The sequence below is a fragment of the Enterobacter cloacae complex sp. 2024EL-00214 genome, from assembly GCF_043945575.1.
GTDB lineage: Bacteria > Pseudomonadota > Gammaproteobacteria > Enterobacterales > Enterobacteriaceae > Enterobacter > Enterobacter cloacae_P.
Genome location: NZ_JBIMRC010000024.1, coordinates 1 through 14,409, shown reverse-complemented (window position 1 = coordinate 14,409; position 14,409 = coordinate 1). Strand labels below are relative to the sequence as shown.

General features: G+C 55.2%; 12 protein-coding genes and 1 tRNA gene. 4 read left to right on the top strand and 9 right to left on the bottom strand.

Features of this window, described 5'->3' with window-relative positions:
* Positions 1 to 315: 315 nt before the first annotated feature.
* Positions 316 to 1,572: a nucleoside permease gene (locus tag ACHHZ6_RS21095; RefSeq protein WP_182272598.1), complete on the top strand. Its 1,257-nt coding sequence runs from the start codon at positions 316 to 318 to the stop codon at positions 1,570 to 1,572.
* 75 nt (positions 1,573 to 1,647) lie between these two features.
* On the opposite strand, the gene citG is transcribed toward ACHHZ6_RS21095, so the two are convergent.
* From citG to ACHHZ6_RS21055, 8 genes are read right to left on the bottom strand one after another with little or no spacing between them, the layout of a single operon-like run.
* Positions 1,648 to 2,463 (bottom strand): triphosphoribosyl-dephospho-CoA synthase CitG, encoded by an 816-nt coding sequence (citG, locus tag ACHHZ6_RS21090; RefSeq protein ID WP_182272599.1) that lies wholly within the window; start codon positions 2,461 to 2,463, stop codon positions 1,648 to 1,650.
* Positions 2,441 to 2,980 carry a citrate lyase holo-[acyl-carrier protein] synthase gene (gene citX / locus ACHHZ6_RS21085; RefSeq protein WP_196390459.1) on the bottom strand — a complete coding sequence of 180 codons (540 nt, stop codon included), beginning with the start codon at positions 2,978 to 2,980 and terminating at the stop codon, positions 2,441 to 2,443. Before citX ends, citG begins: the two co-directional genes overlap by 23 nt.
* Positions 2,981 to 2,982: 2 nt before the next feature.
* Positions 2,983 to 4,500, bottom strand: coding sequence for a citrate lyase subunit alpha (gene citF, locus ACHHZ6_RS21080; RefSeq protein WP_182272601.1), 1,518 nt, complete (start codon positions 4,498 to 4,500; stop codon positions 2,983 to 2,985).
* 10 nt (positions 4,501 to 4,510) lie between these two features.
* On the bottom strand, positions 4,511 to 5,386 hold the full coding sequence (gene citE / locus ACHHZ6_RS21075) for a citrate (pro-3S)-lyase subunit beta (RefSeq protein ID WP_182272602.1): 876 nt from the start codon (positions 5,384 to 5,386) through the stop codon (positions 4,511 to 4,513).
* Positions 5,383 to 5,676 carry a citrate lyase acyl carrier protein gene (gene citD, locus ACHHZ6_RS21070; RefSeq protein WP_182272603.1) on the bottom strand — a complete coding sequence of 98 codons (294 nt, stop codon included), beginning with the start codon at positions 5,674 to 5,676 and terminating at the stop codon, positions 5,383 to 5,385. Before citD ends, citE begins: the two co-directional genes overlap by 4 nt.
* Positions 5,677 to 5,692: 16 nt before the next feature.
* Positions 5,693 to 6,715 (bottom strand): [citrate (pro-3S)-lyase] ligase, encoded by a 1,023-nt coding sequence (citC, locus tag ACHHZ6_RS21065; RefSeq protein ID WP_395122971.1) that lies wholly within the window; start codon positions 6,713 to 6,715, stop codon positions 5,693 to 5,695.
* A gap of 13 nt (positions 6,716 to 6,728) precedes the next feature.
* Positions 6,729 to 7,592 (bottom strand): fumarylacetoacetate hydrolase family protein, encoded by an 864-nt coding sequence (locus tag ACHHZ6_RS21060; RefSeq protein ID WP_182272605.1) that lies wholly within the window; start codon positions 7,590 to 7,592, stop codon positions 6,729 to 6,731.
* Between the two features lie 17 nt (positions 7,593 to 7,609).
* On the bottom strand, positions 7,610 to 8,971 hold the full coding sequence (locus ACHHZ6_RS21055) for a 2-hydroxycarboxylate transporter family protein (protein ID WP_015571852.1): 1,362 nt from the start codon (positions 8,969 to 8,971) through the stop codon (positions 7,610 to 7,612).
* A 336-nt stretch (positions 8,972 to 9,307) separates the two neighbouring features.
* Between ACHHZ6_RS21055 and ACHHZ6_RS21050 the strand changes: the two genes are divergently transcribed.
* On the top strand, positions 9,308 to 10,945 hold the full coding sequence (locus ACHHZ6_RS21050; RefSeq protein ID WP_395122970.1) for an ATP-binding protein: 1,638 nt from the start codon (positions 9,308 to 9,310) through the stop codon (positions 10,943 to 10,945).
* A complete protein-coding gene (locus tag ACHHZ6_RS21045; RefSeq protein WP_182272607.1) occupies positions 10,935 to 11,627 on the top strand; it encodes a response regulator in 693 nt (230 codons plus the stop codon). Before ACHHZ6_RS21050 ends, ACHHZ6_RS21045 begins: the two co-directional genes overlap by 11 nt.
* A 54-nt stretch (positions 11,628 to 11,681) precedes the next feature.
* Here the strand turns inward: ACHHZ6_RS21045 and ACHHZ6_RS21040 are convergent, their stop codons facing one another.
* Positions 11,682 to 13,817 carry an ornithine decarboxylase gene (locus tag ACHHZ6_RS21040; protein ID WP_182272608.1) on the bottom strand — a complete coding sequence of 712 codons (2,136 nt, stop codon included), beginning with the start codon at positions 13,815 to 13,817 and terminating at the stop codon, positions 11,682 to 11,684.
* Between the two features lie 470 nt (positions 13,818 to 14,287).
* Here ACHHZ6_RS21040 and ACHHZ6_RS21035 point away from each other — a divergent pair.
* Positions 14,288 to 14,363: transfer RNA gene (locus ACHHZ6_RS21035), tRNA-Phe, on the top strand.
* The last annotated feature ends 46 nt before the right edge of the window (positions 14,364 to 14,409 follow it).

Genomic DNA, 14,409 nt, shown 5'->3' with positions numbered 1-14,409 from the left:
TTCGGCGATTTTCAGCCGGACCATGGAGTCGCTATAAGTCTTATATTTCAATGAAATAGTTTAATTGCTTAAGAAGAACAAAATTACTGGGGAACCCTCAGCCCCAAAGGAGAAGGTTAGGGGAGTAGACCTCACAGACCCTTCCCATACGAAAATGTTATTTGCATCACAATCTAAACTGCAAATTAATGTGGATTGCATTTTTTTGCGGGAGGTAACAAAACATAACATCGTCTGCTGATAGAATTGCATCAAATAACAACCCTGAATGTTCCTATAACAACATATCTCCCGCTCACTTGTGAGGAAAGTAACATGAACCTTAAGCTGCAGCTTAAAATATTGTCGTTTCTGCAGTTCTGCCTGTGGGGTAGCTGGCTGACTACTCTCGGTTCCTATATGTTTGTGACGCTCAAGTTCGATGGTGCGTCTATTGGTGCCGTATACAGCTCGCTCGGTATTGCGGCTGTCTTTATGCCAACGCTGCTGGGTATCGTGGCGGATAAATGGCTCAGCGCAAAATGGCTGTACATGCTTTGCCATCTGGTGGGGGCGGGGACGCTGTTTATGGCGGCCCAGGTGACCACGCCTGGGGCGATGTTTATGGTGATCCTGTTTAACTCGCTGGCCTATATGCCAACGCTTGGTCTGGTCAACACCATCTCTTACTACCGCCTGAAATCAGCCGGTATGGAGATCATCACCGACTTCCCGCCAATCCGTATCTGGGGCACCATCGGCTTTATCATGGCCATGTGGGGCGTGAGCTTCGCAGGCTTCGAACTGAGCCATATGCAGCTTTACATCGGGGCGACACTCTCTGTCGTACTGGCGCTGTTCACCCTGACGCTGCCGCATATTCCTGTTTCTAACCAGCAAAAAAACCAGAGCTGGAGCACCATGCTCGGCCTGGATGCGTTCGCGCTGTTTAAAAACAAACGCATGGCGATCTTCTTCATCTTCTCCATGCTGCTGGGTGCAGAGCTGCAGATCACTAACATGTTCGGCAACACCTTCCTGCACAGCTTCGATAACAACCCACTGTTCTCCGGTAGCTTTATCGTTGAGCACGCGTCGGTGATGATGTCCATCTCTCAGATCTCTGAGACACTGTTCATCCTGACCATCCCGTTCTTCCTGAGCCGCTACGGCATCAAGAACGTCATGCTGATCAGTATCGCGGCGTGGATGCTGCGCTTCGGCTTGTTCGCCTACGGTGATCCAAGCGCGTTCGGCACCGTGCTGCTGGTTCTGTCGATGATTGTTTACGGCTGCGCCTTCGACTTCTTCAACATCTCCGGTTCGGTGTTTGTGGAAAAAGAAGTGAAGCCTGAAATCCGCGCCAGTGCGCAGGGTATGTTCCTGATGATGACCAACGGCTTCGGCTGTATTCTGGGCGGCGTAGTGAGCGGTAAAGTGGTCGAGATATACACCACCAACGGCATCACCAACTGGCATCCCGTGTGGCTCATCTTCGCCGCTTACTCGCTGGTACTGTTCTTCGCGTTCATCGCGCTGTTCAAGTACAAGCACGTTCGCGAAACGCATGGTACACAGCCAATCGCGCATTAATACCTGATGCCTTTTCGCCCGGTAGCGCTGCGCTTACCGGGCCGACATAAGCGGATGTTGTTGTGCCGGGTAGCGCTAACGCTTACCCGGCCTACATTTCGAAATGACCCATCCTACCGACAATAAATCCGCACTGCCTCCGGGGCTTAAGTTACGTTCAGTCAACGCGGTATCCATCTTAAGTAACGCATCACGATCCCAACCGCTGGCCAACATTTCCCGCGCATACCCCTGTACGTAACGCAGCCCTTCCATACCGCCGCGCGACACCAGATTGCTGTCCTGATTCACCGCCATCAGGCGTAACAGCAGACCGTGAAGCGAATGTCCACTCCACTGCTCCAGCACCTTACGCACGGTGCTAAAACCACTTTCTGCCTCGCCGCGCGCGCCGGTTAAACCATACTGCTGATACTGCCGCTCGCCCGCGGTTGCCTGCCCGCTGCGCCCGGCCAGTTCACGCGCCACCATCCCACGACAGATGTTACTTACTTCACAACAGAGGCTATCTGCGGACACATTGTTCACACGCCCGGAGGCGAAACAGAGCAAACCGAGGGCAAAAATCCCCCCTTTATGGGTGTTCACCCCGTTCGTCGCGGCATACATTGCCTGCTCGCAGGCAATGCCCATTGGGCGGATGAGGCGCAGTTGCTCAGCCACCGGTTTACCCGCATGTTCTGACCCCAGCTCGGCAAAGCGGGAAAACCACGGTGTAACCGCCCTGATGCTGCGAACAAACAGGGTGTGATCCATATCGCGATGCGCGCCGTTGTTAAGCTTATCCACCAGCCCCGGTTTTGGCGTCAGTTCCAGTTCATGCCATAACGCCTCTTCGGCAAGCCCGGGGACATCCGCCGGACGCGGTTTAGTCGCGAGCAAACCAGTCATCAATCATCTTCTCCACCCGGGCCACCACCTGCTCAACGGGATGATTTCGCGAACGGGAACAGGCGTGAGCAGGTTCGTCACAAATCAGGCAGCGACGCAGATGCGAACCCAGAGACTGACGCCCCACATGACCATTTTCAGGGCAGATCACGTCCAGATCCCACAACCGGCCAAGCGGATGCGTCTGCTCCAGCGCCGCACAGTGCGCTTTCATTTCCGCAGCCTGATGCGCTACACACCACAGCGCTTCTGGCCCGGTGGGCAGCCACAGCACCTGCCTGTCCAGCACCTGCCAGCGGTTTTCCCACAGCAGTTGATCACACATCTGTAATGCCACGCCCATCGTGTTGCGATAGCGCAGGCTGTCCTTAATTTCCCCTGGCGTCACCAGGGTGAGAGAAATCACTGGTTGTTGATAGTGCGTAAGCCAGTCAGTCTGGCGTGCTGCGCGGCGCTCTTTCGCCGCCAGCAGTTCATCCAGGCTGACACCCGCCCGCACGGGTGTCGCTATAGTCATCGTTACTCCTTCACCTGTCGCACGGTGTCTATCACGCTGCCGTCACGGTAGCGGATAACACCAACGATTTTGTCGGTAAATTCAATGGGTTTTGGTACACCAGTCAGTGAAATTGCACGCTCAAAGAGCGCGTAGATATCCACAATGCGGAGGCCCGCAGCAAGCAGGCGCTCGCGGATCTCCGGACGTGCCGGGTTGACCGCGATGCCGTGATCGGTCACCAGCACATCGATGCTCTCCCCCGGCGTCAGGCGTGTGGTCACGCGTTTCACCACCGTGGGAATGCGGCTACGCAACAGCGGCGCAACCACAATGGTCAGATTGGCAGCCGCTGCCACATCACAGTGACCGCCGGATGCACCGCGCATCACGCCATCAGATCCAGTGATGACGTTGACATTGAAATCGACGTCGATTTCCAGGGCGCTGAGGATCACCACATCGAGCTGGTCGCAGCATGCCGCCTTGCTGCCAGGGTTGGCGTAGACGTTAGTAGAGATCTCCACATGGTTCGGGTTACGCGCCAGTGAGGCTGCCGCCTGGCCGTCAAAGCACTGGGTATCGAGCAGTTTTTCGATCAGCCCTTTTTCGTGCAGATCCACCAGACTGCCGGTGATCCCCCCAAGCGCAAATCGCGCCTTCACGCCGCTGCGCTCCATCTTCTCTTCCATAAAGCGGGTACAGGCGGTGGACGCTGCACCGGAGCCGGTCTGCATAGAGAAGCCAGGTTTGAAATAACCTGAGTGTTCAATCACGTCTGCCGCATAGCGGGCAATCATCAGCTCGCGCGGGTTACTGGTCACGCGTGCCGCGCCAACGCTGATTTTCGCCGGATCGCCGACGCTTTCCACCTGCACGATGTAATCCACCTGATCCTGCACCAGGCTGGCAGGCATATTCGGGAACGGCACCAGCGCTTCGGTCAGCAGCACCACCTTACGGGCAAAGTGGGCATCCACCATCGCGTAGCCCAGCGAGCCGCAGCTTGATTTGCCGTGCGTGCCGTTGGCATTGCCAAACTCGTCACTGCACGGTACACCGAGAAACGCCACGTCGATATTCAGCTCACCGTCCTGCAACAGCTTAACGCGCCCACCGTGGGAGTGAATTTGCACTGGCTCGTCCATCAGCCCGTGAGAGATGGCATCCGCCAGCCTGCCGCGCATGCCCGAGGTGTAAATCCGGGTGATAACGCCGCTCTCAATATGTTCGATCAGCGCGTCGTTGCAGGTCATCAGTGAGCTGGAGGCCAGCGTCAGGTTTTTGAAACCCATCTTCGCCAACAGCGCCACAACGTTATTGATCACCCGGTCGCCTTCGCGAAACGCATGGTGAAACGAAATGGTCATCCCGTCCTGCAGGCCGCTACGTAACACGGCCTCTTCAACGGACTCGCACAGCTTGCGGGTATGTTTTTCGTCAGGGCTATTCAGCCACGGCGTTGCGCTATGGGCGGTATCAAACGGTTTTAAATCCCGCAGATGGGGAAAATTCACATGGAGAAGTTCTGTCTGGTTCATTGTGTAATCCTTAACGACGCACGCCGGAAGCTGCCGCGCGTTCCAGCACCATCTGCGCGTGGTTAATAATCGGGGCGTCGACCATTTTGCCGTTGAGCGACACGACGCCCAGGCCGTTACGTTCGCCCTCTTCTGCCGCTTCAATCACCCGTTTCGCGTGATCCACTTCCTGCTGGGTTGGCGCATAGGCGTTATGCAGCAGATCAATCTGGCGCGGGTTAATCAGCGATTTGCCGTTAAAGCCCATCTTGCGGATCAAGTCGACCTCGCGCAGGAACCCGGCCTCATCGTTAACGTCTGACCACACCACGTCGAAGGCATCAATGCCTGCGGCGCGGGCGGCGTGCAGCACCGCACAGCGGGCATAGAACAGCTCGGTGCCATCACCACGCTCGGTCTGCATGTCCATTACGTAGTCAAAAGCCGCCAGCGCGATGCCGATTAAACGCGGGGAGCTGCGGGCAATCGCCACGGCGTTGATCACGCCAATCGCCGATTCAATCGCTGCCATTACGCGGGTTGAGCCTGGCTCGCGTCCGCATTCACGCTCGATGCGTTCCAGATGGCCTTCCAGCTCATAGATGTCATCCGGCGTGTCGGTTTTCGGCAGGCGGATCACATCCACACCGGCCCGCACGGCAGCTTCCAGATCCAGCAAGCCAAACGGCGTGCTCAGCGGGTTAATGCGCACCACGGTTTCGATATCCTGATACATCGGGTGCTGCAGCGCGTGGAACACCAGCATGCGCGCGGTATCTTTCTCACGCAGGGCAACCGCATCTTCAAGGTCGAACATGATGGAGTCAGGACGGTAGATAAACGCCGTTGAGAGCATGGCGGCATTCGCGCCCGGCAGGAACAACATACTGCGGCGGAGTTTGCTCATTTCAGCGCCCCCCAGTTAATGGCCTGTTCATCAGCGGCACGCAGAAGCGCGCTTTGCAGGCGGGCGCGGATCACACAGTCCAGCGCACCTTTGTCTTCAATAATGATTAATCCCTGGTGCACGTTCATGGCGCGCAATGTGTCATTCACGACCTGGCGGATTTGCTCGCCAAACTGCTTAATCACTTCACTGTGGATGACAATCTCCAGCTCGTCGTGAGCGGGGGCGATTTTCACCATCAGGTCGCTGGACTCCTGCGTACCGGCCAGCGCCTCCCTTACAATTTTCATGATAAATTCCTGATAGTTATGCGACTTCCGCACTCGCGCGGTAATGCGTTTCGAGATGCGCGAAGGTGGAGTCCGGGACAATCTCCCGGATCCGGGAAAACTGCTGTGTCTTGAGTAAACGGCGCACTTCCGATGCCGAAATAGCGTTACCGGTGGCCTTAATGCGCGGCATTTCCACCACCTCAATATGTGAGGTAAGCAGGGCATGCAGCGTCTGGTTGTACTGGCGGGTGATGTCGCAAAATGGCTCCGAGCCGATAAAGCGATGGGTGATCCCCAGCGCCGGGGCGATGTAATCGCGGAAGATCAGCACGTCGATCTCACTCCACGCCTGCTGCACTTTGCCGCTCTCCTTCAGGAAATAGGCCGGAAACGTGGCGCGGGAAATGATGTACTGCGATCCTTCATGTACGGTCACGTTCGCCAGATGCGCCACACCCGCGCGCACCATCTCCAGGCGTGCGCTGAACGGGAAGAACGAGGCGTCTTCACGCACCACAAACAGGTGCAGCGCATCGCACTGTTGTGCCGCCTGCTCCACCAGATGCCGGTGGCCGAGGGTGAACGGGTTGGCGTTCATCACAATCGCGCCAATCTTCTCCCCACGCTTGCGCATCGTGCTGAGTGAGCGGCAGTAACGTTCAATTCCCTGCGGGGTGTTCTCCATTAACACCGCGTTATCACCGCTCTGGGCGATTGGCCAGAAACCGCTGCGACCAAAACGTACCTTGTTGCAAGGCCGGGTGCAGAGGAAGAGGTGAAAATGGCCGCGCTCCAGCGCCGCATTCTCCACCTCTGCCAGCAAACGTGCGCTCAGGTTTTCCCCGCGCAGTTGCTCGTTTACCGCCACACATTTGATGACGTTGGCGGCAAGCCCGGCACAACCCACCAGCTGTGTGCCAGCCCAGGCTTCGACAAACAGCGTGATGTCGTTGTCCAGGCCAAGACCGCTGTCTGCCAGCAGGTAACGGATCTGGCTTAAGCGTTCCGGGTGTTTCGCCACAAGGGTGTGAAGAAAATCAATGGGTTGTGATTGCATGCTGCCGCCTTACTCAGTGTGCTGCCGCAAGCCCGGCGGCTGGCGCTTCCATGATCACATTGCTCAGATGACCGATATGCTCGATCTCCACCTCAATACGATCGCCCTCTTTCATAAACAGTGGCGGGTTACGTTTTTTACCCACACCGCCAGGGGATCCGGTGATGATCACATCCCCCGGGCTGAGGCGCGTAAAGGTGCTGATGTATTCGATCAGCTCCGCCACCTTGTGGATCATGCTGCTGGTGTTGTCTTCCTGTACCATGCGGCCATTCAGCCAGGTGCGGATAGCCAGCTGGTGCGGGTCCGGGATCTCATCTGCCGTCGCCATCCACGGGCCAAACGCCCCGGTCTGACGCCAGTTTTTCCCTGCCGTGAACCAGGTGTGCTGCCAGTCGCGGGCGGAACCATCCATGTAGCAGCTGTAGCCCGCCACGTGATGCAACGCATCGTCGCGGCTGATGTTCTCCCCGCCTTTGCCGATGATCACCGCCAGCTCGCCCTCATAGTCGAACTCGCTGGAATGACGCGGCTTAAGCACCGGTTCGTTGTGGCCGGTCTGCGAATCCGGAAAGCGGACAAACAGCGTCGGTGCCGGGTTGTGCTGGTCAAACTCCTTGCGCTTGTCGGCGTAATTCATGCCCACGCAGAGGATTTTTTCCGGCTGCTCAATCACCGGTAAGAAGGTGATGGCGCTCATTGGCACATCTACTGCATCGTTCAGATAACGGGTGGCCTGCACCAGCCCGTTGCCCTGCAACAGCGCTTTCAGGTCGCTGTAGCGGTCGCCCAGACGGCGACCTAAATCAATCACGCCGTCGGCCTGCACGATGCCGTAGCTGCGTTTACCCTGGTATAAAAAGCTTGCGAGTTTCATTGTTCTTTCCTGAAAACTTAAACGAGGAAGTTGCCCAGTATCAGCAGTGAGACGGAGACGTTAATCGCGCCGCCAATACGGGTCGCTATCTGGGCGAAGGGCATCAGGCTCATGCGGTTGCCTGCGGTCAGGATCGCCACGTCACCGGTACCGCCCTGGCCGCTCTGGCAGCAGGAAACGATGGCGACATCAATCGGGTGCATACCAATCTTTTTACCCACGAAGAACCCGGTTGCCACCAGTGCGGAAACGGTGCTGACGATAACCAGCAGGTTGCTGACGGTGAATGCAGCGACCAGTTCGTGCCACGGGGTGATCGCCACGCCGACGGCGAAGAGGATTGGGTAGGTCACAGAGGTCTGGAAGAATTTGTAGACCACCTGAGAACCTTCAAGCAGACGCGGAGAAGCACCGTTGCACAGCTTCACCAGCACCGCCATAAACAGCATGCCAACCGGTGCAGGCAGGCCAATCAGCTTGTGGCCGAGCATACCCAGCATGTAGAGCAGTACCGCCAGCAGTGCGCCAGAGGCGATAGTAGTAACGTCCGCTTTACCGGAAAACGCAGGTTGAGAGACGGTGGCATCGGCATTAGCGCGGTTTGGCATCAGCTGGCCTTCACCGGTCAGGTGCGGATAACGTTTACCGAGCTGGTTCAGACAGCCGGAGATAATGATCGCCGTCAGACCACCCAGCATCACCATCGGCAACACGCGACCGAGCGCCACACCCTGGTCCATATGCAACAATGTTGCATAACCGATGGAGAGCGGGATCGCCCCTTCGCCCACGCCGCCGGCCATAATTGGCAGAATAATAAAGAAGAAGATCTGGAACGGTTCAAGACCCAGCGCCAGGCCCACGCCCATCCCGACAATCATGCCGACGATTTCACCACACAGCATCGGGAAGAAGATGCGCAGGAAGCCCTGGATCAGCACGGTGCGGTTCATACTCATAATGCTGCCGACAATAATGCAGCAGATGTAGAGATAAAGAATGTTGGTGGATTTGTAGAATTTGGTGGTGGATTCAACCACCACGTCCGGCAGCAGGCCATAATAGACCAGCGCGGAGGGAATAAAGGTGGCGCAAATCGCCGCCGCGCCGAGCTTGCCGACAATCGGCAGACGTTTACCGAATTCACCGCAGGCAAAACCGAAAAATGCCAGCGTCGCTACCATCACCACGATGTCGCTCGGCAGCTTTCCGCCCAGGCAATCAATGGCAATCAGCGCGCCTGCCAGCACGAACAGCGGCAGTGGAATAATCCCAATTTTCCAGGTATCCATAATATGCCACCAGCGCTCTTTGAGTGATGGCCGTTGAATATCAATCGGGTCGTGGGTAACAGAGAATGAATCGTCAGTTGTGCTCATAATAAGCCCCTTAGTTATTTTGTGCGTTCAGCTTAGAGTCACAAAGGCTTACTTTATGTGAGGAATGACATATTAAAAGCGAAGTTTTAATGGCCACTATGGTTTTAATGGTTTCTTTTATTTAATGTGATTTACGCCTTATTTATTGCCGTGGTTTTTATGGTTTCTTTTCTTAACCGAACAAACAAATAACATTTCTGAACTGAGCCTGTTCCTTTCAGATAAATCTTTTACAGACCGTGCTGTGCAAGGGATCACAAGTTTTCGGCAAAGCAGACGTCAGTACAAAAAAAGATGATATATTGGCGTCCTTCCTTGATACCTCGCGTGATAGTGATGAAAGTATCGTTTCAGATCAAACTGTTTGTTTCGCTGGTCGCCTTTTTCTCAGTGCTGTTTGCATTACTGGGCGGATATTATTATGTCGATGTCGGCAGGCAGCTTTATCAGGAGATGAGCACACGCGCAAAAATACAGGCGGAAGAAATTGCAATTATTCCGACTTTACGTAATGAAGTCGAACAAAAAGATATCAAAGCAATCCATTCCTTTATGCAAAAAATAGCTACCCACAGCGATGCCAGTTTTATTGTGATTGGCGATAATCAGGGGCTGCATCTGTTTCATTCCGTGTTTGCTGACAAAGTGGGTACAACGCTGGTCGGTGGGGACAACGAAGAGGTCTTACACGGCAAAAGCACCACCACCATCCGCAAAGGGGGCCTGGGTATTTCGCTGCGCAGCAAAGCGCCCATCTTTAACGATGCCGGGCAGGTGGTGGGGATTGTCTCGGTGGGGTATCTCACCAGCTATCTTGACACCATCACCGTCAATAAAGTGGTCAACATTCTGATTGCTGCCGTGCTGCTGCTGTTCGCCCTGTTCATCTTCTCGTGGTTTTTCACCCGCAGTATTAAAAAGCAGATCTTCTCTCTGGAGCCACGTGAAATCGGCCTGCTGGTGCGCCAGCAAAAGGCGATGATGGAGTCTATTTATGAAGGGGTGATTGCCATTGATGATGAACTGCGCATTGAGGTCATCAACCAGGCTGCCAGAAAATTACTGGGGTTAAGCCAGCCAGCGCGGGAGCTGCGAGGGCAACTGATTAGCCAGGTTATCGACCCCGTCCCGTTTTTCAATACACCGGCTATGCTGGCGAAAGATACCCATGATGAGATTTGCCGGTTTAACGATCTCACGGTCATTGCCAGCCGGGTGCGGATTATGCTGGAAGATTCACTTCAGGGCTGGGTCATCACCTTCCGCGACCGCAATGAAATCGACACTCTCAGCACACAGCTCAGCCAGGTTAAACGCTACGTCGACAACCTGCGCATTATGCGCCATGAACAGCTCAACCGTATGACGACCCTGTCCGGTCTGCTGCATATGGGGCGTTATGAAGAGGCAATAGGTTACATTCAGGCGCAATCGGAACACGCACAGGAGCTGCTGGACTTTATCTCATCGCGCTTTAGCTCCCCGACGCTGTGCGGCCTGCTGTTGGGCAAAGCGGCGCGTGCCCGCGAAAAAGGGGTTGAGCTGAATTTCGACCCGGCCTGCCGGATGGATAAACCCTTCCAGCCTCTGCTCGAATCGGAACTGATTTCAATTATTGGCAACCTGCTGGATAACGCCATCGAAGCGACGCAGCGAGCACCGCTTCCGCACGAGCCGGTCAATGTGCTAATAAAACTGAACGAACAGGAACTCATCATTGAAGTGGCCGACCAGGGCGTTGGCATCAAACCGGAGATCCGTGAAAGGATATTTGAGCGCGGCATCACCACCAAAACACGCGGCGATCATGGCATTGGCCTGTATCTGATCGAAAGCTATGTCACGCAGGCTGGCGGAGCAATAGAAATTGCCGATAACACGCCCCGCGGTGCCATTTTCTCACTGTTTATTCCCGCGACGGGAGCCGCGCGACGTCCCGCACAGGAACTGGAAGATACCGATTATGCAACATGAACTTATCGACGTACTGATCGTTGAAGACGAGAACGAACTGGCGCAACTTCACGCGGAGCTTATCAGTAAACATCCCAGACTACGGCTGGTGGGGGTGGCCTCATCGCTGGCTGACGCACAGGCACAGCTTGAAAGCAAACAACCGCAGCTCATGCTGCTGGACAACTACCTGCCGGATGGCAAGGGGATCACCCTGATCAGTAACCCGATGCTGGCCCGCGCCAACTGTTCGGTGATTTTCATCACTGCCGCCAGCGACATGGATACCTGCAGCCAGGCCATTCGCAACGGCGCATTTGATTACATTCTGAAGCCAGTCTCCTGGAAGCGGCTCAGCCAGTCGCTTGAACGCTTTGTGCAGTTCGCCGAACAGCAACGCGTCTGGAAGATTGTCGACCAGCAGAACGTGGATTCGCTGTATCAACTGCAGGCGAAAAACTACCGCCAGGATAACGGCAGCAAAGGCATTGAGGAAAACACGCTGGCGCGGGTGCAGATGCTGTTTAATGACAACGCGACGCACTGCTTCTCGGTGGATGAAGTGGTGAGCGAAACAGGCTTAAGTAAAACCACTACCCGACGCTATCTGGAGCACTGCGTAGAGGTGGGGTTTCTGAGCGTGGAGATGCTGTACGGGAAGATTGGGCATCCACGGAGGATGTATAAGCGTAGTGTGGTTTGATGAAACGTTCCCTCTCCCTGTGGGAGAGGGTTAGGGTGAAGGCAACAGCCCGCACTATCTTAAAACATACCCATACAATCGCTTAATCCCGTCCGCATCCTTCTCGCTGTAAACCCCCTGCAACTCTGGCGAGAAGCCCGGCAGCAGGTTGATACCCTCCTCCAGCGCAAGGAAGTAACGTTGCACCGCCCCACCCCAGATTTCACCCGGCACCACGCACAGCACTCCTGGCGGATACGGCAGCGCGCCCTCAGCGGCAATGCGACCTTCCGCGTCGCGTATGCGCACTAATTCCACGTTCCCGCGAATATACTCCTGGTTCGCATCCTGCGGGTTCATTACCACCGCTGGCAGGCTCTCCTGGCGGAACATCGCCTTCTGCAGATCTTTAACGTTAAAGCTGACGTAAAGATCGTGCATCTCCTGGCACAGCTGACGGAGGGTGTAATCGCGGTAGCGCACCGGATATTTCTGGTAGATGGTCGGCAGCACGTCTGCAAGCGGCGTGTCGTCTTCAATATGCTGTTCAAACTGACCCAGCATCGCCACCAGTTGCGCCAGCTTCTCGTGGCTTTCGGCTGGTGTCAGCAGGAACAGGATCGAGTTGAGATCGCACTTCTCCGGCACGATGCCATTTTCACGCAGGTAGTGCGCGAGAATGGTCGCCGGTATACCAAACTCAGTGTAGTTACCGGTTTGTGCATCAATACCCGGCGTGGTCAGCAGCAATTTGCACGGATCGACAAAATACTGCTCGTGGGCATAGCCCTCAAAACCGTGCCATTTTGCGCCCGGCTCAAAGCTGAAGAAACGAAGTTCGCTGGCGATGGCGTGCGTTGGGTGATCCTGCCACGGCCTCCCCGCCACCACCGGTGGAATAAACGGTTTGATCATATGGCAGTTGGCAATGATCGCCTTGCGCGCCTCTATGCCCAGCTCCACGCATTCCGCCCACAGCCTGCGCCCGCTTTCCCCTTCGTGGATTTTGGCGTTCACATCCAGCGCCGCGAACAGCGGATAAAACGGGCTGGTCGAGGCATGCAGCATAAATGCATTGTTGAGCCGCTTGTGCGGGCAGAAGCGCGCCTGACCACGAATGTGGTCATCCTTTTTATGGATCTGCGAGGTTTGCGAGAACCCGGCCTGTTGCTTATGCACCGACTGGGTCACGAAAATGCCCGGATCGTTCCCGGTCAGTTCCAGCAACAGCGGGGACGTTTCCGCCATCATCGGGATAAATTGTTCGTAGCCCACCCACGCAGAATCAAACAGAATGTAGTCGCAAAGATGGCCGATCTTGTCGATCACCTGACGGGCGTTGTAGATCGTGCCATCGTAGGTGCCAAGCTGGATAACCGCCAGACGGAACGGGCGCGCTTCATCGGCTTTTTCCGGTGCAACGTCGCGGATCAGACTTCTGAGGTACGCATCATCAAAACAGTGCGCATCAATTCCACCAATAAAACCAAACGGGTTGCGCGCCGCTTCAAGGTAGACCGGCGTTGCCCCCGCCTGGATTAACGCCCCGTGGTGGTTGGACTTATGGTTGTTACGGTCAAACAGCACCAGATCGCCACGGGTCAGCAGCGCGTTGGTGACGACCTTATTGGCAGCGGAAGTGCCGTTCAGCACGAAGTAGGTTTTATCTGCGTTAAACACTTTTGCAGCAAATTTTTGCGCATGCTTGGCTGAGCCTTCGTGGATCAGCAGATCCCCCAGCTTCACATCGGCGTTGCACATATCGGCGCGAAAAACATTCTCACCAAAGAAATCAAAGAACTGCCGCCCCGCAGGGTGTTTTTTGAAAAATGCGCCGTGCTGGTGCCCCGGGCAGGCAAAGGTGCTATTGCCCATCGCCACATACTGACTCAGGGTGTCAAAAAATGGCGGTAACAGGTTCTCTTCGTAACGGCTGGCGGCAGACTCCAGTTCCAGGAACTCTTGTGCTTTACCAGTAATCGTGGCGGTGGCACCTTCAGGAACATCCATCGGCTCTTGCGAGAATATAAACACCGGTAACTGAAAGCCTGTACGTTTCAGCAACGCAAGGATGCCGCTACAGCTTTCAGCGACCGTAATGACGACAGCCGCCACATCGGTAAAATCGGTATTGTCCAGCGTCACCTTTTCCCGGTGCGTGGACACAGCAGAGACCAGCTCGCGGCTGACGGCGATTTTCATGGTTTTCATAAGCGCAGTTACCCTCACCGAACGGTGAGACAGGAGTAGTTTACGTTGATACGGGTGAGCGTTCGCGCAGCGACAGACATCATCATCATTGGCGGCTCCGTACACTGAAAGGAGAAAATTCGCGCAATCATGTCATCTTTTATTTTAGGGTGCAAGAAGGAATCAGTATGCACTAAACAACCCCAGACTTAGCACCAGCCTGAAGCGAAACTTAATAATAATGCATTCTCAGTGAGTAAATAACAGGGTATTTCTTTGGCTATTAATGACTGGACTGCAGTCTGATGCTGGTAACAGAGCTGAAATCTACGGGATTAAGCGGTTTGCCGTGGTCACCATACCGCTGTCTGCACTCTGGACGCACTTTTCGCTTAAGATTACGGCGAACTGGTGAGAGAGTGTGCAGTCTGTAACGAAAACAACAAATTTCGTTGACGGCGGTGGGTGAATCGGGTTTAATGCGCCCCGTTGCCCGGATAGCTCAGTCGGTAGAGCAGGGGATTGAAAATCCCCGTGTCCTTGGTTCGATTCCGAGTCCGGGCACCACTCATTTATAACCCTCGCTTCGGCGGGGGTTTTGCTTTTTGAGTCA